Origin of the sequence: Arthrobacter sp. V1I7 (genome assembly GCF_030817015.1) — a bacterium.
Taxonomy (GTDB): domain Bacteria; phylum Actinomycetota; class Actinomycetes; order Actinomycetales; family Micrococcaceae; genus Arthrobacter.
Genome location: NZ_JAUSYS010000001.1, coordinates 4,630,804 through 4,650,411, shown reverse-complemented (window position 1 = coordinate 4,650,411; position 19,608 = coordinate 4,630,804). Strand labels below are relative to the sequence as shown.

General features: G+C 65.9%; 13 protein-coding genes and 1 pseudogene. 7 read left to right on the top strand and 7 right to left on the bottom strand.

All coding sequences use genetic code 11. The annotated features are described in order from the left end of the window. Positions 1–2 precede the first annotated feature (2 nt). Together QFZ69_RS21430 and QFZ69_RS21425 are read left to right on the top strand one after the other, a co-directional pair. Complete coding sequence (locus QFZ69_RS21430) at positions 3–1,490, top strand: CoA-acylating methylmalonate-semialdehyde dehydrogenase (RefSeq protein ID WP_306914342.1); 1,488 nt, start codon at positions 3–5, stop codon at positions 1,488–1,490. Positions 1,491–1,516: 26 nt separating this feature from the next. After that, complete coding sequence (locus tag QFZ69_RS21425) at positions 1,517–2,890, top strand: aspartate aminotransferase family protein (protein WP_306914340.1); 1,374 nt, start codon at positions 1,517–1,519, stop codon at positions 2,888–2,890. A 100-nt stretch (positions 2,891–2,990) separates the two neighbouring features. On the opposite strand, the gene QFZ69_RS21420 is transcribed toward QFZ69_RS21425, so the two are convergent. The 6 genes and pseudogenes from QFZ69_RS21420 to QFZ69_RS21395 all read right to left on the bottom strand — a co-directional run bounded on the left by QFZ69_RS21420 (position 2,991) and on the right by QFZ69_RS21395 (position 10,704). Continuing rightward, positions 2,991–4,976, bottom strand: a complete 1,986-nt coding sequence (locus QFZ69_RS21420; RefSeq protein WP_306914338.1) for a penicillin-binding transpeptidase domain-containing protein — start codon at positions 4,974–4,976, stop codon at positions 2,991–2,993. Positions 4,977–5,084: 108 nt separating this feature from the next. After that, entirely contained in the window at positions 5,085–5,546 is a 462-nt protein-coding gene (locus tag QFZ69_RS21415; protein ID WP_306914335.1) for a response regulator transcription factor, read from the bottom strand. A 67-nt stretch (positions 5,547–5,613) separates the two neighbouring features. Next, positions 5,614–7,053, bottom strand: a complete 1,440-nt coding sequence (locus tag QFZ69_RS21410) for an NAD(P)/FAD-dependent oxidoreductase (protein WP_307000428.1) — start codon at positions 7,051–7,053, stop codon at positions 5,614–5,616. After that, positions 7,046–8,517, bottom strand: a pseudogene (locus tag QFZ69_RS21405) (glycosyltransferase family 87 protein). Before QFZ69_RS21405 ends, QFZ69_RS21410 begins: the two are co-directional and overlap by 8 nt. A gap of 102 nt (positions 8,518–8,619) precedes the next feature. Continuing rightward, positions 8,620–9,204, bottom strand: coding sequence for a histidine phosphatase family protein (locus QFZ69_RS21400; RefSeq protein WP_306914332.1), 585 nt, complete (start codon positions 9,202–9,204; stop codon positions 8,620–8,622). Next, positions 9,205–10,704 (bottom strand): CCA tRNA nucleotidyltransferase, encoded by a 1,500-nt coding sequence (locus QFZ69_RS21395; RefSeq protein WP_307000426.1) that lies wholly within the window; start codon positions 10,702–10,704, stop codon positions 9,205–9,207. A gap of 230 nt (positions 10,705–10,934) precedes the next feature. On the opposite strand from QFZ69_RS21395, the gene QFZ69_RS21390 reads away from it, so the two are divergent. The 5 genes from QFZ69_RS21390 (at position 10,935) to trxA (ending at position 16,869) form a co-directional block, all read left to right on the top strand. Further along, positions 10,935–11,435 carry an NUDIX hydrolase gene (locus tag QFZ69_RS21390; protein ID WP_306919534.1) on the top strand — a complete coding sequence of 167 codons (501 nt, stop codon included), beginning with the start codon at positions 10,935–10,937 and terminating at the stop codon, positions 11,433–11,435. A gap of 60 nt (positions 11,436–11,495) precedes the next feature. Next, on the top strand, positions 11,496–13,604 hold the full coding sequence (murJ, locus tag QFZ69_RS21385; RefSeq protein WP_373461750.1) for a murein biosynthesis integral membrane protein MurJ: 2,109 nt from the start codon (positions 11,496–11,498) through the stop codon (positions 13,602–13,604). A 170-nt stretch (positions 13,605–13,774) separates the two neighbouring features. After that, complete coding sequence (locus QFZ69_RS21380) at positions 13,775–15,370, top strand: ABC transporter substrate-binding protein (protein WP_306914329.1); 1,596 nt, start codon at positions 13,775–13,777, stop codon at positions 15,368–15,370. Between the two features lie 178 nt (positions 15,371–15,548). Beyond that, positions 15,549–16,505, top strand: a complete 957-nt coding sequence (gene trxB, locus QFZ69_RS21375; protein ID WP_306914327.1) for a thioredoxin-disulfide reductase — start codon at positions 15,549–15,551, stop codon at positions 16,503–16,505. A gap of 37 nt (positions 16,506–16,542) precedes the next feature. Further along, a complete protein-coding gene (trxA, locus tag QFZ69_RS21370; RefSeq protein ID WP_306914325.1) occupies positions 16,543–16,869 on the top strand; it encodes a thioredoxin in 327 nt (108 codons plus the stop codon). Between the two features lie 524 nt (positions 16,870–17,393). Here the strand turns inward: trxA and QFZ69_RS21365 are convergent. Then, entirely contained in the window at positions 17,394–18,089 is a 696-nt protein-coding gene (locus QFZ69_RS21365; protein WP_306914323.1) for a transposase, read from the bottom strand. Positions 18,090–19,608: the final 1,519 nt, after the last annotated feature.

The window sequence follows — 19,608 nt, the reverse complement described above, 5'->3', positions numbered from 1 at the left end:
CCTTGAACATCATCGAGCACTGGATCAACGGCAGCTACGTCCCTGCCGGCACGCGCACGGCCCCGGTGACGAACCCGGCCACGGGCAAGGTCACCGGCCAGGTTTCGCTGGCAAGCGAGGACGAGAGCCATGCCGCCATTGCGGCCGCCAAGGCCGCGTTCCCCGCCTGGCGCGACACCTCCATTGCCCGCCGCACCCAGATCCTCTTCGCCTTCCGCGAACTGCTCAACTCCCGCAAGGGCGAACTCGCCGCCATCATCACCTCGGAGCACGGAAAGGTCCTGGACGATGCCCTCGGAGAAGTCACCCGGGGCCAGGAAGTCGTCGAGTTCGCCTGCGGCATCCCCCATCTGCTCAAGGGCAGCTACACCGAGAACGCGTCCACCAACGTGGACGTCCACTCCGTCCGCCAGGCCCTTGGCCCGGTCGCCGTCATCAGCCCGTTCAACTTCCCGGCCATGGTCCCGATGTGGTTCTTCCCGCTGGCCATCGCCGCCGGCAACACGGTCGTCGTCAAGCCCAGCGAAAAGGACCCCACGGCCGCGAACTGGATGGCCGAACTCTGGAAGGAAGCCGGCCTGCCGGACGGCGTCTTCAACGTCCTGCATGGCGACAAGGTGGCCGTCGACGCCCTGCTCAACCACCCGGACATCAAGGCCGTCTCCTTCGTCGGCTCCACCCCGATCGCCAAGTACGTCTATCAGACCGCGACGGCCAACGGGAAGCGCGTCCAGGCCCTCGGCGGAGCCAAGAACCACATGATCGTCCTGCCCGACGCCGATCTGGACCTCGCCGCCGACGCCGCCATCAATGCCGGATTCGGATCGGCGGGCGAACGCTGCATGGCCATCTCGGCCCTGCTCGCGGTGGGCGAGATCGCTGATGAATTGGTGGCCAAGATTGCCCAGCGTGCGGCTTCCCTGCGCACAGGCGACGGCCTGCGCGGCTGCGACATGGGCCCGCTGGTCACGGCCCAGCACCGGGACAAAGTCGCCGGCTACATTGATGCGGGCGAAGCCTCAGGTGCCACCCTCGTCGTGGACGGGCGCGGGATCGCCGCCGACGCCGAAGGTGACGGCTTCTTCGTCGGACCCACGCTGTTCGACCAGGTCACTCCGGACATGTCCATCTACCAGGATGAGATCTTCGGCCCCGTCCTGTCCGTACTCCGCGTTGACAGCTACGACGAAGCGCTCGAGATGATCAACGGCAACCCCTACGGCAACGGCACCGCCATTTTCACCAACGACGGCGGCGCGGCGCGGCGCTTCGAGAACGAAGTGGAGGTGGGCATGGTGGGCATCAACGTCCCCGTTCCGGTCCCCATGGCCTACTACTCCTTCGGCGGCTGGAAGAACTCGCTGTTCGGGGATACCCACGCCCACGGCACCGAGGGCGTCGGCTTCTTCACCCGCGGCAAGGCGGTCACCTCCCGCTGGCTGGATCCAAGCCACGGCGGCATCAACCTCGGCTTCCCGCAGAACGCCTGAGCCACCGTATCCGAAAGGCAGCTGACATGACCTCCACCCTTGAAAACGGAACCCTCCCGCAGCAGGAGGCCGCCGACGGCGCCCGGCGCGCCTACGAACTGGACCGCAAGCACGTCTTCCACTCCTGGTCCGCCCAGGACCTCCTGGACCCCATGGTGATCACCGCCGCCGAGGGATCGCACGTCTGGGACGGAGAAGGAAACAAGTATCTGGACTTCTCCTCCCAGTTGGTCAACACCAACATCGGCCACCAGCACCCCGCCGTCGTCTCCGCCATCGCAGCCCAGGCCACCAAGTTGTGCACCATCGCGCCGAGCTACGTCAACGACGCCCGCTCGGAGGCAGCGCGTCTGATTGCCGAACGGACACCCGGCGAACTGGACAAGATCTTCTTCACCAACGGGGGCGCCGACGCCAATGAGCACGCGGTGCGGATGGCGCGGCTGCACACCGGCCGGCCTAAGGTCCTCTCGGCCTACCGCTCCTACCATGGCGGAACGCAGCTCGCCGTCAACCTCACGGGCGACCCACGCCGCTGGGCCAGCGACAACGGCAGCACCGGCACGGTCCATTTTTTCCCGCCGTACCTGTACCGCACGGCTTTCCACTCCACGACGCAGGAAGAGGAAAGCCAGCGGGCGCTCGAGCACCTGGAGCAGCTGATCAGTTTCGAGGGTCCGTCCACGATCGCGGCACTGATCCTGGAATCGATCCCCGGGACCGCCGGCATCTACATGCCACCGCCGGGTTATCTGCAGGGCGTGCGTGAACTGTGCACGCGCCACGGCATCGTGCTGATCGCCGACGAGGTGATGGCGGGCTTCGGCAGGACCGGCAAGTGGTTCGCCGTCGAGCACTTCGATGTCGTCCCGGACCTGCTGACCTTCGCCAAAGGAGTGAACTCCGGGTACGTCCCGCTGGGCGGCGTGGCCATCAACCCCGAGATCGCGGCTACATTCGGACAACGGGTCTACCCGGGTGGACTGACCTACTCCGGCCATCCGCTCGCGACGGCGGCGGCCGTGGCCACCATCAACGCCATGGCGGATGAGCAGATCGTGGAACACGCTGCGTTCCTCGGCGAGCACGTGATCGGCCCGGCCCTGGCCGGCTTCGCCGAAAACCACGTCTCGGTGGGTGAAGTGCGCGGCACGGGCGTCTTTTGGGCCATCGAACTCGTCAAGGACCGCACAACGCGCGAACCGCTGGCTCCCTATGGAAGCTCCAGTCCGGAAATGAACCAGCTGGTGGCGGCCTGCAAGTCGCGCGGCCTGCTGCCGTTCGCCAACTTCAACCGCATCCACGTGGTCCCGCCCTGCAACACCCGGGTGGAGGATGCCCGGACCGGGCTTGCCATCCTGGACGAAGTACTCACCATCGCGGACGGCTTCGCGGCCTGAGACCCTCCCTCACCTATCGCGCCAATCAAACGGATCCTCCCTCACATCACGTGAGGGAGGATCCGCCGTTTCTGCCCCGAACGTGAGGGAGGATCAGGGATCAGCCCGCGGCGGTGAGGAACTCCTTCAGCAGCGGTCCGGATGTGGTGGCGCCGAGCCCGCCGTCCTCGACAAACACAGCAACAGCAAGGTCGCCCTGCACGGCCACGATCCAGGCATGGGTCTTGGGCGGGTCGTCCCTGCCGAATTCGGCAGTCCCGGTCTTCGCGCCGACCGGGGCGCCGGGCACTTCGGCAAGGAAGCCGGCATGGCCGGAGGTCACGACGGCGCGCATCATGTCCGCGAGCGAGGCCGCCTCCGCTGCGGTCACCGGTGTGCCGGTGGTCTTCGCGGGGGGCTCGGCGGACACCGTCGGCGTGCTCCCTGCCGTCGGCGGGGACGGTGCGGGCGTGGCTGCCGGGTCGGCGCCGCCGGCGTTCGGGTTCACCACGAGCTGTGGTGAGACGGGGGCGCCCTTGGCGACCGAGCCGGCCATGACCGCGGCCGACAGCGGGGACAACAGCACCTTGCCCTGGCCGATCATCGAGGCGGCATGTTCGGTGCCTGTGGCCTCGCCGGGGACGGAGCCGAGGAACGCTGCGGTGCCCAGGGCGGGGGCTTCGACGGCGACGCCCAGCGACGTGGCGGCACTTTCGAGCTGCGCCTGGCTCACGCCGTCCCGGGCATTGATGAAGGCCGTGTTGCAGGAGTGCGCGAAGGCGTCCCGGAGGCTTACCGAACCCAGCGAGGACGCCGGGTAGCCTTCGGCGTTTTTGAAGGTCCGGCCGTCCACGGTGAGGGTCTCGGGGCATTCGATCTGGGAATCGGGGGTCATGCCGTTGCGGATCATGGCCAGCGCGTCCACCATTTTGAAGATCGAGCCGGGGGCGTACTGGCCCAGCATGGCCGTGTCGTAGCCGTTGCTGCCCGGACCGGACGCGGCGGCGAGGACGGCGCCGGTGGACGGGCGGAGTGCCACAATCGCCGATGCCGGACCCACCTTGGCCAGGACGTCCTCGGCAAGCTGCTGGAGGTTCACATCCAGGGTGGTCTGCAACGGGGTTCCCGGTTTCCCCTGGACCTGGAACAGGATCCGTCGCGGATCGGGGGATGCCTTGAGTTCTTCGGCTGTGAGCCCTGCTTTCTGGGCCCGGATCACGGTCGAATCCGTGCCCCGCAACTGGGCATCGTACTGCTGCTGGAGACCGCCAGCGCCGGTGGTGTCTCCGGGCTTCAGCGCCCCATTGGATGCTTCGATCTGCTCCGCGCTGGCAGCGGCGGCCGTGCCCAGCAGGGCACGCGCAAAGGTGCGGGTGGGTGCCAGCGGGAGCGAGTCCGGAATGGCCCGGCCGCCGGGAATCGCCGCAATCTGCTCATCGGTGATGGTGCGTCCGTCCGCGCGCAGGGTGATGGCGGCAACGAACGCCTGGGGTCCGGATGCCGCCACCTGCTGCGCATAGGCAGCCGGGTCGACCCCCACGAGCTGGGCCAGCCTGGTGGCCGCATCCGCGGCGTCGGCCCCGCCGAGCAGGGGCTTGTCGATACCGACGTTCACCACCGGCCGGTAGGCCACCAGCGGGACGTCACCGGCGCCGAGGATGGCGGCACGCTGTGGCGATTCGGCCGACATGCTCAGCACTTCCCCCTCGGCCAGCTCAGGCACCAGCATCGCAGGGTTCCAGACGGTCAGCCACTTGTCGCCCGACTTCTTGAACTGGGCGTCGACCGTGTACGTCCATTCCTCGGGGCCGACGTTCCAGCGGTAGTTCAGTGGCGCGGTGGCCGTACCCGAGTCCAGCTTCAGCTCGCCGGCCTCCACCGAAGGCTTGTCCGGTGCCAGGGCCTTGAACACCTCCTGGAGCTGCTCGTTAGCGGCGCCGGAGTCCTTGCCGTCGAAGGCGACGGAGCCGACGTCGAGCGCCGCAACGGCGGAGGCGAGTTGTTTCGCGGCGTCCTGCGCGCCGGCGCGGCCGTCGTCGCAGCCCACCAGGGCGGCGCTGAGCATCAGACCAACAAGGACAAGTGACAGTTTCGATGAGTTCCCCACCGCGCCATTATGCCCCGAGCCACCGACATTTCCCGAGTCACACGGGGCTCGCCGGCGACACGGCAGGCTCCGGGGGACCGGGAGGGAGTGCAGCGGTGACCGGCGGACTCAGAAGCGCCGGATGATCCTGTGCTGCGCGGCCACGGAGATGGCGGCCGTGCGGTTGTCCACGTCGAGCTTGCCGTAAATGTGCACGAGGTGGGTCTTGACCGTTGCCTCGGAGATGAACAGCTGCTTGGCGATGGCCCCGTTCCACCGCCTTGCAGATCTGTTCCGGCGGGGGTCCTTAAGCATGTAGCCGCTGGCACCGGCTTCGACCGCGGCGAGGATATCGGCGTCGGAGTCATAGGTCGTGAGGATGAGCACCGGCGGGGCGGGCTGTCCGGCCCCGCCGGCCTTGATCCTGCCGGTCGCGGTGACGCCGTCCATGCCGGTGCCCATCTGCAGATCCATGAGTACGACGTCGACCGGCTCGCCGACCCACGTCCGCCCTTGGCCGGGAGCGCAGCGAGGCAATCGTGAGGCTGCTGCGCCGGGTCTGACGAGTCCGGGGTGGTGACGGTCACCCACACACCGGCTTGGTCCCGCTGCGGGATACGGGCGCCAGCATGCTCGACGGCAAGCCGGCCTCGAAGCCCTAAATCCCGAGGGTCGGCACCCCAAGCCCAAATATGTCCTTCAAGGCATATCTTGCGGCGTGGAATCCCGGCATTCCGGTCACCCCGGGACCCGGGGGCGTCGACGAGGAGCAGAGGTACACGCCCGTGAGCGGGGTCCGCCACGGGACCGGGCCGAGAACCGGGCGTTGGACCAGGCCGCGGAGGTCCATCAGGCCCGCAATGAAATCACCGCCGACATAGTTCTCGTTGTAGTCCGCCAGCGCGGCCGCCGTCGTTACCTGGTACCGCACGACGACGTCACGGAACCCCGGCGCGAAGCGCTCCAGTTGGGCAATCACGGCCTCGCCCATGTCTACGGTGGAACCGGCGGGAACGTGGCAGTAGCTCCAGAGGATGTGCCGTCCCGCGGGCGCGCGAGAGGCGTCGAAGCGTGACGGCTGGGAAACCAGCACGTAGGGCCGCTCCGGATGCCGGCCTGCGGCGACCAGGTTCTCCGCCTCGGCCATTTCGTCGCGGGTGCCGCCCACGTGAATGGTGCCGGCGTCGGCAAGCCCCGGGGCAGCCCAGGGCACCGGGCCGGAGAGGATGAAGTCGACCTTGCAGGCGCCATTTCCGAAGCGGAACGACTCGAGGGCCCGCCGGTACCGGTCGGGGAGTCTTCCGGCCGCCAGCCGGAGCAGTCCGGGCGGTGCGACGTCCAGCAGGGTGGCCCGGACCGGGGGAAGCTCTGCCAGGGAGTCGATCCGCGCCTCCGTTTCCACCACGCCGCCGTGGGCCTCGAGGTCCGCGATCATGGCCTCGGCGATGGCTGCTGAGCCGCCGCGCGGCACCGGCCAGCCGTCGGCATGCGCCAGTGCTCCCAGCATGAGTCCTGTGCCCGCGGCGGCCAGCGCCGGCAGCGGTGACACGGCATGTGCCGCGACCCCGGCCAGGAGGGCCGGCGCCAGGTCTTCACGAAATCTGAGCCCCCAGAGCCGGGATCCCAGTTCCAGGGTGCGCAGACCGAACAGTCCGGCCGCCACGGGGTCCCGTGGCACCCGGAGCAGCTGGTTGAGGGTCAGGTCCGCTATGCCGTCCACCCGGTCCACGAGCGGGGCCATGAGCTTGCGGAACGCGGCGCCGTCCCGGCCCAGCCCGGCGGCGGTCCGTTCCAGGGAGCGGTATGCCAGGGCTGCACGGCCGCCGTCGAGCGGTGAACCGTACGAAACCTCGGGCACCTCCAGCCGGATCCGCCGCGCCAGCCCGAACTCCCGGAAGAACGGGGAAGCCAGGACCATCGGGTGCACCGCCGAGCAGACGTCATGGAGGTGGCCGGGTTCCATCAGCTCCGAGGTACGCACCCCGCCGCCTGGCGCCGCGGCCGCCTCATAGACATGCACCCTGAGCCCGGCACGGGCGAGCGTCACCGCTGCGGCGAGTCCATTGGGGCCGGAGCCGACGACGGCGACGTCAGGCATCGGCTGTGGCTTTCCGCCACGGGAGCACTGATGCCGACGGCCGGGCGGGGTCAATCCGGAGCCAGTCCGGGGCCCGGTCGAAGGGTCCGCCCTGGGGGTCATCCATGTCGTGGCGCCGGATAATGTCGTAGCCGGGGTCCCAGACATCCCAGGCCACGCGCGCCATCAGGTACCCCGTGGCCAGCATATGGAACACCACGGCCAGGACGTAGTACGGCATGTCGATATTGTGCTGGGACACCCCACCGCTCGTCACCTGCCCAAGATACATCCAGATGGCGGCCCAGTGCAGGCCCTCAATCGTTTGCCAGATCAGGAAGTCGCGCCAGCGGGGCCGGGCGAGGGCGAGCAGCGGAATGAGCCAGAGCACGAACTGGGGTGAGTAGACCTTATTGGTCAGGATGAACGCCGCCACGATCAGGAAGACCAACTGGGCGAGCCGGGGCCGCCGCGGTGCTGTCAGCGCCAGTACGGCGATCAGGACGCAGGCCAGGACAAAGAGGTTCAGGGCCAGGGTGTTGATGGCTTCGGCCTGCAGGGGCGGCCAGCCAAGGCGTCCGGCGACGAGGTTGTAGGCAAACCATGGCGAGCTGTATCCGGCGGGCCGGTCCCGGGTGAATTCGTAGAAATACTTCCAGCCCTCCGCATTGAGGGCGGCCACCGGCAGGTTGACGGCGAGCCAGGCGGCGGCGGCGGACGCCACCGTGACCAGCAGCGGGCGAAAGCGGCCCGTCCGGAGGGCCAGCAGGAGAACAGCACCCAGGATCAGCATCGGGTAGGGCTTGGTGGCCGTGCCGAGGCCGATGAAGATCCCCGCCAACACGACTTTGTTCCGCGAGAGGAAGTACATGCCCAGGGCGCCAGCAGTCCGACTGCCCACATGTCCCAGTTGATGGTTCCTGCTAGCACAATGCCGGGCGCGACTGCCACCATGGCCGCATCCCACGTCCGCCGATGGGCCATGCGCGCCGTGGCCAGCACCGTGACGATCCAGACGGCGGCGATCAGGGCGGCGTTGACATCGAAGTACGTCAGGAGGCGGCCGCTGGTGGCCCCTTCGCCCGGCACCAGGAGCGCCGTCGCGCCAGCGACGAGGCCCATCAGCACGGGATCCTCGAAGAACGTTTCCCTGGACACGAACGGGAAAGCACCGTCACCGAGCCCACGGTTCCGGAACAGTGCGGGGAAGTCCGAGTAACACGTCGAATAGAACTGCCCCGGCGATTCCCAGCCCTTGGTCCGGCAGTAGGACTTGAGGAGGATCCCGAGCAGGGCGGCCAGCACGGTAAGCATGATCAGGACGCGTTCCACGGTAAAGAATCCGGGGGAGACGACGCCGGGCGCCGCGTGGTGGCCCATGGGCCCCCCGATCAGTTCCGTGAAGTTCCGCAGGAACCGGTCGCTGCGGCTCGGGATGACCAGTCGGACGCGCTTGCGGTGCTCCGGCGGCTTTGTCTCCTGCATGCCCTAGAGCCTACCGGGGGAGCTGCTGGTTCAGACCGGCCCCCCGGCCGCCCGCCGGCCCGGCGTCCTCGAGGGAACCCCGGGCATCAGCTTGAACCGCAGTTACAGGCCCCAGCGGACCACGGCCGGCGTCTTCTTATCCCAGCCCAAGGTGCAGACTTTTGCGGTTCCCAGGATGAAGTGCCGGCCCTCGCTCGGATCCAGGCCCAGCCAACGGGCGGTGAGGATCCGGGAAAAGTGGCCGTGCGCCACCATCAGGACATTGTCCAGGCCGGACTCGAGCACACGTGCCACGATCTTGTCGGCCCGCGCGGCGACGTCGTCGAGCGATTCACCGTTCGGCACACCGTGCGTCCAGATCAGATAGTCCGGGTTGTCCTTGCGGATGAGGTCCGAGCTGATGCCCTCGTAGTCGCCGTAATCCCACTCGACGGCCAGCGGCTCCAGCTGGGCGCCCGGGTAGCCGGCCAGTTCCGCCGTCCGGCGCGCCCGCCGGAGGGGCGAGGTCAGCACGAGGTCAAAGTCGACGGCGTCGAGCACCTTGCGCGCCTCGACAGCCTGCTGCTCCCCTTCCACGGTCAGGGGAAGGTCGGTCAGACCGGTGTACTGCCCGCTCTTTGACCACTCGGTTTCGCCGTGCCGCAGGATCCACAACTGCGGGCGTGGGGCGTACGTCGGTGCAATCACTTAGGACTCCTCAGTTGTGGACGGTTCGACGGCGGGGTTGGCTCCGGTTTTTTCATCGGGAGCAGACTCCGGTTGGGCAGCCCACCACTCGCGCAGTTTGGCCACGGCTACGTCCGGGTCCAGCGGGCCGTGTTCCATCCGCTCTTCCAGCAGGAACTTGTAGGCCCGGCCGACGACGGGACCGGGCTTGAGGCCCAGCAGCGCCATGATCTGTCCGCCGTCCAGGTCGGGACGGACGGCCTCGAGGGATTCCTGCTCGCGCAGGCTCGCAATCCTGGATTCCAGGTCGTCATAGGCGAAGGACAGCCGCTCCGCCTTGCGCTGGTTGCGCGTGGTCACGTCCGAGCGGGTGAGCCGGTGCAACCGCTCCAGGAGGGGTCCCGCGTCGGTGACGTAGCGGCGGACGGCGGAGTCGCTCCAGCCGGCGTCGCCGTACCCGTAGAACCGCATGTGCAACTCGACAAGACGGGCCACCGCCTTGATCGTGTCGTTGTCGAAGCGGAGCGCCTTCATACGTTTTGCCGTCAGTTTGGAGCCCACCATGTCGTGGTGCCGGAAGCTCACCGCGCCGCCCGGTTCGAAGCGGCGCGTGGCCGGCTTTCCGACGTCGTGCATCAGGGCAGCGAACCGCAGCGCGAAGTCGGGGCCGGGAACGGCGCCGTCGGCATCGGTCTCCAGGGTGGCGGCCTGCTCCAGGACCTGGAGGGAATGCTGGTACACATCCTTGTGGCGGTGGTGCTCATCGGCCTCCAGGCGGAGTGCGGCGACCTCAGGCAGCACGAACTCGGCCAGTCCGGTGTCGACCAGCAGGTCCACGCCGGCCCGGGGATGGGCAGCGCAGATGAGCTTGACCAGCTCCTCCCGCACGCGTTCGGCGGAGATCATAGTGATCCGTTCCGCCATCCGGGTCATGGCTGCGCGGACGTCTTCATGGACCGCCACGCCCAGCTGGGCGGCAAACCGGGCCGCGCGCATCATGCGCAGCGGGTCGTCGGAGAAGGAGGTCTCCGGGGTTCCCGGCGTGGCAAGGATGGAGCCGTGCAGGTCGCGGACGCCGCCGAAGGGGTCCACCAGCTCCAGGTCCGGCAGGCGCAGGGCCATCGCATTGATCGTGAAGTCCCGGCGGAGCAGGTCATCGGTCAGGGAATGTCCGAAGGCCACCACCGGTTTGCGCGAGTCGGGATCGTAGGCTTCGGCGCGGTACGTGGTGATTTCGATCTGGAAACCGGACTTGCGCATCCCGATCGTGCCGAAGGCCCGGCCGATCTCCCAGTAGTTATCCGCCCACTTCTTGATCAGGGCCACCGTCTGGTCCGGGGTGGCATCCGTGGTGAAATCCAGGTCGGGGGAGACGCGGCCCAGGAACAGGTCACGCACGGGCCCGCCGACGAGGGAGAGTTCATGGCCGGCGTCCACGAACCGCTGCCCGAGCTCCAGAACCACCGGGTCCACCTGGAAGTCAACAGTGTGCGAGTCAGTCTTGTGATGTGCGTGCGCCATAGTTTCTTAAGCATAGTTTCTCGGACCCTGCAGAAAACCGAACCGGCATTACCCGGCACCGTACGCAGCTTAGCAACGGCCCCATGCTCACAGAGCGCTGCCGGCGACCACTTTTCCGGCCGTCCACTTTCCTGTCATGTTGAGGTCATCAACAGCGGACAAGAGTCGTTAGAGTGGACTTCATGGCTCATCCCGTACCCAGCGCTCCCGGCAGGAGGACAACCGCACCGTTGCCATCGGCAATCGGTGCCAACGTCGCGCCTGTCCAGCACTCGGGACAGGCATCCCTGCCGACCGTGGAGGAGATCTCCGCCGGCGGCGTCGTTGTGGACACATCCGACGCCGCTTTGCGCGTTGCCATCATCGCCCGCCTCAACCGGGGCGGCCGGCTGGAATGGTGCCTGCCGAAAGGCCATCCGGAAGGCCAGGAAAGCAACGAGGAAGCCGCGGTGCGTGAGATCGCCGAGGAAACCGGGATAGAGGGCAAGATTCTCGCGCCGCTGGGCAGTATCGATTACTGGTTTACCGTCAGCGGGCACCGCGTCCACAAGACCGTCCACCATTACCTGCTGCAGGCCACCGGCGGGGAACTCACGATCGAAAACGATCCGGACAAGGAAGCCGTGGACGTCGCCTGGGTTCCCATCCAGGAACTGGCACGAAAACTCTCCTTTTCGAACGAGCGCCGCATCGCGGATCTCGCCAAGGAAGTCCTTCCGGAACAACGCTAGAGGCGCCGAAGCGGCTGGGACAGGCCACGGATAGCCACAAAGCCATGACCGGGTGAGACGATGAAGACGATGTCATCAGCCGAACCCACTCCCTCGCCCTCCGGTCCCGCCGATCCCAAAGCTGTCCACACCGGAGAAGCCCGTTCCAGCGCGATCATGGCCGCGGGCACCCTCGTCTCGCGCTTCCTGGGGTTCGGCAAGACCTGGCTGCTGGCAGCCGCCCTGGGTCTTGGCTCCACGGTCAACGACACGTTCATCAACGCGAACAACCTGCCGAACCTGATTTTCCTGCTGGTGGCAGGCGGCGTCTTCAATGCCGTCCTGGTGCCCCAGATCATCAAGGCCAGCAGGGCTCCGGACCGGGGTGCGGATTACGTCAGCCGGCTCCTGACCCTGGCCGTGCTGGTCCTGCTCTCCCTCACGCTGCTCGTCACTCTGCTGGCGCCCTGGGTCATCGAACTGACCACCCAGGACTATTCGCCGCAGCAAAAGGCCCTTGCTGTCACCTTCGCGTTCTGGTGCCTCCCGCAGATCTTCTTCTACGGCCTGTACGCCCTGCTCACCCAGATCCTCAATGCCAACGGCGCCTTCGGGCCCGCGATGTGGGCTCCGATCCTGAACAATATCGTGGCGATTGCAGGACTGGGCATGTTCATTGGCATCATGGGTGCCAACGCCGCCAACCCCCACACGATTGACACCTGGGACTCGTTCCAGACCTTCCTGGTGGCCGGGTTCTCCACTATCGGAGTGGTGGCCCAGACCGCCATTCTGCTGGTCCCGGTGTTCCGGCTCCGGCTCGGGCTGCGGCCGCGCTTTGGCTGGCGCGGGGTGGGACTGGGGCAGGCCGCCAGATTGAGTGTCTGGACCCTGGCGACGGCCGCCGTCGGGCAGTTGGCCTTCCTCTATGTCATGCGCATCGCCACTATCCCGGGTGCCGAACGCCTCCGCCTGGAACAAACCGGTGACCCCGCGGCGGACACCCTGCCGGGAAACGCCGTGCTGGAAGTGGCCAGCCAGCTTTACCTGCTGCCGCACTCGATCATCGCGCTGTCCCTTGCCACGGTGCTCTTCAACCGCATGACCCGGGCGTCCCAGGACGGGAACCACAACGAACTGCGCAATGCGCTGTCGCACGGATTGAGGACCATGGCCGTAGCGACGGTCTTCGGGGCACTGGCGCTGTTCGCCCTCGCCGGACCGCTGGGCATGTTCTTCTCCGGAGGGGAACGTCAGGACGGTGTCATGCTGGCCCAGACGCTGACGATCCTTGCCCTCAGCACCCCGTTCATGAGCGCAAATTTCATGATGTCCCGGGTGTTCTACGCCAACGAGGATGCACGGACGCCGTTCTTCATCCAGCTGGTGCTGGCGCTCGTCAACGTGGTGGCGGCCTTCCTGATCCAGTTCCTGCCGTTTGATCAGATCATCTTCGCCATCGCCATCCTCTATACCGGCGGGAACATCCTGTCCGTGATCGTGAGCGCCATCTTCCTGCGCCGGCTCCTGGGCCACCTGGACGGCCCTCGGATCATCAATTCCTACATCAGGATGGGCTACGCTGCCCTTGGCTCCGCCCTCGTCGGCGCCCTGGCCTTGTGGCTGCTGGGCAGTTACAGCCCGGACGGGTTCGCCTGGAGCAGCCCTCTTGCGGCACTGGTGGCGATCGTCGTCGTCGGCCCCCTCATGCTTGCCGCCTACCTTGTCCTATTGAAACTCTTCCGCGTCACCGAACTGCGGGACCTGCTGCAGCCCCTGCTGGGCCGGTTCCGGCGCGATTCAAAGACCGAATCCGGCCCGGCCGCCGAGGGAGGTGCCGAGGGAGGCGTCGCCGGCGGCAGCGCCGGTGGCCCGGCCTCTGAGGGCGCCGGAACGGTCCCGGCCCGGCCGGAACGGGCCACCGTCTCGGTGGACACGGGGCTGATCCCCAGAATTTCCGGTGAGTTCGACGCCGCGTCCTTCCGGGCCGGCCCGGACATCCGGGGGCACGAGGAACGCGCCGGCTGGCCAGGCGGGCCCGAGGGCGGGTACCTGCCGGCCGAAGACCTGCCCAGTTCGGCCGAGGGCGGTCTCGGCCGGGGCAACGTCCCACTGCCGGGCCGTCGGACGTACCAGGGCCCGGCAGGTCACAATCCGTATTTCCCATTCGGCCGTAAGAAGAAAAAATAAGGCCTGGACCTGTACCGGCGCCGTGCTTCCGCGGCGGGGACACTGGATCCGCTAGGATCGAAGACTAACAAGGGGAGTTGCAGACCAGGGGTCAACCGGCTTTACCGGGGGCTTGCGGTCACTGATGAAGTGGTCAGGCCGGCAGTTCCCGGACAGTCTAGGAGGAGCCCGTGTCCCACCCGATCGATGTCGGATCAGTACTAGGTGGCCGTTATAAGGTCACTGCCACCGTACTGACTTCGCATGACCAGGATCTGGTGCTGGACGGCGTCGACCAGGTGCTCAACCGTTCCGTGAGCATCCTGGTGGCCGGCCCGGACAACGCCGACCAGGTGGCCAGGAGTGCCCGCGAGGTGGCGACGGGAGAACGGCCGGGACACGTGCAGATCCTCGATCTGGGCGTCAGCGACCTCACCACGTACCTCATCACCAACCACACCCCCGCGGCCGACTTGCTGGATCTTGTGGTCTCCTCCAACCCTCCGTACGTCGAACCGTTCTTCACGGACACGCTGGGCAGCGAGATCTTCGGACAGGCCCGCTCCAAAGAACCCGAAACCTACGACGGCCTCTATGACGATGAGGAAGTCGACGCCGGTTACATCGACTACGGACAGCAGCCTCGGGCGGCCGCCGAGCCACAGTCTCCGCCGGTCCAGCCGTCCCGCGAACCCTCTCGCCCGACGTCGCCCCTGTCACCGCCCGCCGGAGCTGCGGCAGCCGCCGCAGCCGGGATGGCTGCTGCGAGTGGGCCTAAGAGGCCCCCGATGACCGCACCCCGGACGGCGTCGCCGCACACGACGGCTCCCCAGCCGGTTCAGAAAGCGGGCGCTTCTCAGCCGACCACAATGCAGCCGGGTGTGCCTTCCGCCCCGGCGCAACCCGGTCCGGAAGCATCCGCGGACGAACCGAAGGTTTCCTTGTGGTCCGATGACGACTACCACTATGACGGGTCCGCTGAAGAGGATCGCCGGACCCAACAGGCTCAGCCCGCAGCTGGGAACGCCGCCGGTGAAGTCCTGCTTCCCGCGGAACAGGACCGCACGCCGCGCAATTTTCCCGCTGCTGCGCGGAAGGCCGAGACGGATGAGGATGACTACGAAGAGGACGAAGGGCCCGGCCGCGAACCCCGCTCCATGCGCTGGCTCGTCGGCGGATTGCTGGCAGCCGTCCTGGTCGTGGGCCTGATTTTTGCCGTGACCAACCTCGGCAGCCTCTTCAAGAGCGGCCCGCAGCCTGCCGCCGGCACTTCCTCGGCCAGCACCCCGGCCGCCGGCTCCGGGAATCCGTCGTCGACCGCCGGGTCCGCGCCTGTCGCCGGACCTCCAGCTATCGAGGGAGTCACCCGTAGCGGCGACTTCGACTTCGCTGGGACGTATGATGCCGATCTGGCCAAAACCTTTGACGGAAACGGCGCCAGCTACTGGTCCGACATGGAATTCGCCACCGACAACTGGGGCGGCCTCGCCACTGAGGTGCCGCTGGTGGTCAAACTCGAGGGCCCCTCCCAGGTCTCTTCGGTGACGTTGAGCCAGCTGGGCGCCTCCGGTGGAAATATCAGCGTCCTCACCAACGACCGCCCGTCCCTGGAGGGAGCAAAGCAGGTCGGAAGCAACAGTTTCACGTCTCCGGATCTCACCATCTCCTTGCAGGAGCCAGTCACCGCGCAGTACGTCATCGTGTCCATCAAGACGCTTCCCAAGCTCGCAGCCCCCAAGACACGCTACGGATTTGGCCTGCGCCTCGCCGAGATCAAAGTCCAGTAGCCCGCCCGTCACACCGTTCCCGCGGCACCGCGACTTCCTCGTCGGGGCGGTACCCTGAACCGTGGCGTCCTTTTGTGATGCCCGGTTCCATCGGAATATTCGGCACGACGTAGTAGTTGTGCCATGTGGCCGGCCACCCCAGGCGGGCGCATCGACAAAGGAAGAGGTTCACCGTTCAGTGAGCAACGCAGAAAACACCGCGTCCGTAGTACGTGATGTCATCATCGTCGGCTCCGGCCCCGCGGGCTACACCGCCGCGGTGTACACGGCACGCGCCAACCTGAATCCGCTGCTCCTGGCCGGATCAGTGACCGCCGGCGGCGAACTGATGAACACTACTGACGTCGAGAATTACCCCGGATTCCCTGATGGCATCATGGGCCCGGACCTGATGGAAAACTTCGAGAAGCAGGCCGCCCGCTTCGGCACTGAAATTCAGTTCGAGGACGTAACCGAACTGGACCTCGACGGCGACATTAAGACTGTAACCATCGGCACGGGGGAGACCTTCCGGGCACGCTCCATCATTCTTTCGACTGGTTCGGCCTACCGGGAGCTCGGCTTGCCGAATGAAAAGCGCCTCTCAGGCCACGGTGTCAGCTGGTGCGCAACCTGCGACGGTTTCTTTTTCAAGGATCAGGATATCGCGGTCATTGGCGGCGGCGACTCCGCCATGGAAGAGGCACTGTTCCTCACCAAGTTCGCAAAGTCCGTCACCGTGGTGCACCGCCGCGGCACCCTGCGGGCCTCCAAGATTATGGCCGACCGCGCCCTGGCCCACGACAAGATCAACTTCATCTGGAACACCGGCGTGGACGACGTCATTGGCCAGGACAAAGTCACCGGATTGCGGTTGAAGAACGTTCTGAACGGTACCGAAACTGAACTGGCGGTCACTGGCGTTTTCGTGGCCATCGGCAACGATCCGCGCACCGACCTCGTCAAGGGAAAGCTGGATCTCACCCCCGAGGGAACCATTGCGGTGGAGGGGCGTACTTCCAAGACAAGCCTCAAGGGTGTTTTCGCCGCCGGCGACGTCATCGACCCCACCTACCGCCAGGCCATCACGGCTTCGGGGTCCGGGTGTGTGGCCGCCCTCGACGTCGAACACTACCTCGCCGACTTCGACGCCTAACGGCGCACCACGACCAACCGAAGAGAGAGACAAGGTTATGAGCAACGCTAAAGATGTAACCGACGCCAGTTTCAGTGCAGATGTGCTGGCAGCGGACAAGCCCGTCATCGTGGATTTCTGGGCCGAATGGTGCGGACCGTGCCGCAAACTGGGGCCGATCCTTGACGAGATCTCCGTGGAGTACAGCGAAAAGGTGAACGTCGTGAAGGTCAACGTTGACGACAACCCGGCCATCGCCGCCGAGTACGGCATCACGTCCATCCCGGCCGTCTACCTCTTCCAGAACGGCGAGGTCAAGAGCACGGTAATCGGTGCCAGGCCCAAGCAGTTCTTCGAGAAGGAGTTCGCGGACGTACTGTCCTAGTTCGATGGTTTCGCCGTGATCAGTTGCGGCAGGCCATTGAGGTCCCACTTCCTGGAAGTGGGACCTCTTTTTATGGTCCAGTTCCTCTCGGTTAAGCTTGCGCCTGAATGGGGCCGACGCCACCGGTAAAGTGAACTTGGAAGTAGATGCGCCGGTCCTGTCCTTCACCGGTTGGGGGTTGAGTTCACGCGGGTTTTTGCAGACAAGGCTCGGCTCTGTAACAGACTCCTCCGGACCCACTCGAAGGAGGGTCACCCCTTTGCGCGGACAGCTTCCAATCAAGTATGTTTCACGTGAAACGTGGGGAGGACCCCGCATTTTACGAGAGGCAACAGTGTCCGCTGCGGGAGCTGCTTGCTGTCTTTCGCGCGGTGTTTCACGTGAAACACCGCGGCAGGGGCCGATCGGGGACCCAGTGCTGTGGCACGAGCGATACCCCGGGCTTTGCATCACCAGGGTCAGTGAATTCCGGAAGCCGCGGAACAGCCCGAATTTGTGTAACGGGAAACCCTGCTGGCGATTCGCTACGTGGTTTCTAACCCGCTGCGTCCAGTTCGGGCTCGCTCCCGTTTCACGTGAAACAGCGGCGCCGGACCCGCGAGATCGTGCGAGGGTGGGAAGAAGCAATATGGGTTCTCCACCGGCAATAGCAGCAAGCAGCTGGTGGCGCGTGTTGGTTGTTTGCTTCCGCTTAATCTTGTCCAGTAGGTATTCTGCGGTTTTGATCCAGCGGACTGGTTGGGCGCCTTCGTTGTAGTCGGCGATGTAGGTCCCGATGGTCTGTTCGAGGTCGTGGACCCAGTGGAATGATCCGCGGCTGATCGGTTGGCAGACGACAGCCCGAAGAGGATCTCGACCATGTTCAGCCAGAAGCAGCTCGTCGGGGTGAAGTGCAGCGTCGTCTGCGGGTTGGCTGCCAGCCAGTACCTGGCGTTTTGATGCTTGTGGGTGGCGTAGTTGTTGCAGATGACGTGCAGTTCAACGACTGGCGGAGCGGCCGCAACCTGGCCCGGGAAGTCCACGGACCCGGTATTGGTGTGCCGTTGGCAGAAGGTGTGGGCACTGACTGAGCTGCCAGTGAGCACGTCCGGGGCCGCGAAGAGCGTCTCGGTCCCGTTGCGCTTGTAATCGTGCGTCTGCTGGAACGCATGACCAGTGGACAGCAACTGGTTCGCACGCGTGCGGTCCAGGGCCAGGATCTGGATCTGGGCTCGTCTCATCGACGCTGCCCACCACGGCGTTCTTGGGAGGTGACATATACAGGCCCGACCCCGTCGTGCAGTTAGGCCTCCAACTGCGGATGGGTGGAGAACTTGAAGGTCTCAACGCGGTGCGGCTGGATTTTCCATCTGCGCCGGGTCCGGGCCACGGACGAATAGGAGATCCCGAACCGCTCGGCCGTGCTCCGCGCGGACCAATGCAGTATCCCCGGCTCTGCAGGCGGTTCCTATCGTTGACCAGGATTTCGGCAATGAGCGTCAGCGGATCGATCTCCGGTTCGCGGCCCTGGAAACGGCGCGTCACGCAGCCCCTGGACACCATCGAGGAGGTGCCGCTTGCGCCATTTCACGACCTTTGGGCCAGAGAACCCGGTCCATCTCTCAATCTCTCAATCTGGATATTCGCAGATCGTCCGCACTGGATTGTTTCACGTGAAACAAGACCGAATTCCGTCGCTTGCGTCATCTGGGCCCACTCTGAGATTGTGGGGAATCGTTTGGAGGTCAAGGTCAATCCTTAGGTCAAGAGTCGCTGCCTAAAGCGCCGCTACGATCATCAGCGATTCAAGGAATTAATATTTGCCTATCACTTAAGTCGTGGACGGCAAAAGGCTTCGGGCGTGCCACGAGTGCCGGCCGAACAGCGCGAGCGGGTCCCCGGGTCGCCGGCGCAATCGGACCCCCACCGATCTGCAGCCACCAGCAAGGCCCTGCAACTTTGCATGCTCGGGGTACGGGTTCTGTAAAACGGCATCTGTGTCCGTTCCTGTCCTCGCAAGCGAAGACAGCCCGCCGCGTGCTCGCCGAGTTCAGCCTCATCGCTGCTGGTCTGTGCCAACGAGGTAAAAGGTAATAGGTTTCGGAGTAACACGTTCCGGGCAGTTTCACGTGAAACATGGTGCCACGCTTCTGGGGGATTGGTGCGAACTCACGGGAGACGTCGTTGCTAAGCCTGGACCCGAAGCCATTCATTGCTGGAAGCTCTTCGGAGGGTCGTTGCAAACTGCGATTGTTGTCTCATGATTCACACACAGCGGCGGTCCTTTGGCGTTGAGGACCTGTAGCGGACATGTGGCGCTGAGGTCTGCTATTGCTGCCATACACGCGGGCCGCAAGGCACCCACCGGAGTCCCACCCAGCCGTCCTTGACTCCAGCCGGCTCCGGTTAGGGACTGACATGACCCTGGCTCCGACTCCTGCAGGAGCTGCGCCTCGTGCCCCGGCGCACAGGCAGCATGCTGCACAAGGGCGGTGCACCAGAAGACTTGGCTGCGCCGACCGTAGACCAAGACGGTCCGTCATGGCGTGCCCAAGCACCCTGCGCCGGCGCATGCCCGAGCTATAGGGAATCCGGTGGTCGGGCCGCTGAGTGCTTGGTGCTCAGACTGAGTCGGACACAGGCCGCAGGGTGAGTCTTTCCAGGTTAGGGGATCTAGGGGACCCCCGGTGCGGCCCCGGCCTGAGTCCGTCCATTTGTCTCGGATCCGTCCCTGTGCCTGAGCGGACCGTGAACGGAGAT

Bases quoted from the DNA above. Each gene is read 5' to 3' on its own strand.
- QFZ69_RS21425 (WP_306914340.1), top strand. From the start codon at position 1,517: ATGACCTCCACCCTTGAAAACGGAACCCTCCCGCAGCAGGAGGCCGCC.
- QFZ69_RS21410 (WP_307000428.1), bottom strand. From the start codon at position 7,053: ATGCCTGACGTCGCCGTCGTCGGCTCCGGCCCCAATGGACTCGCCGCA.
- murJ (WP_373461750.1), top strand. From the start codon at position 11,496: ATGAAGACGATGTCATCAGCCGAACCCACTCCCTCGCCCTCCGGTCCC.
- trxA (WP_306914325.1), top strand. From the start codon at position 16,543: ATGAGCAACGCTAAAGATGTAACCGACGCCAGTTTCAGTGCAGATGTG.
- QFZ69_RS21395 (WP_307000426.1), bottom strand. From the start codon at position 10,704: ATGGCGCACGCACATCACAAGACTGACTCGCACACTGTTGACTTCCAG.
- QFZ69_RS21365 (WP_306914323.1), bottom strand. From the start codon at position 18,089: ATGAGACGAGCCCAGATCCAGATCCTGGCCCTGGACCGCACGCGTGCG.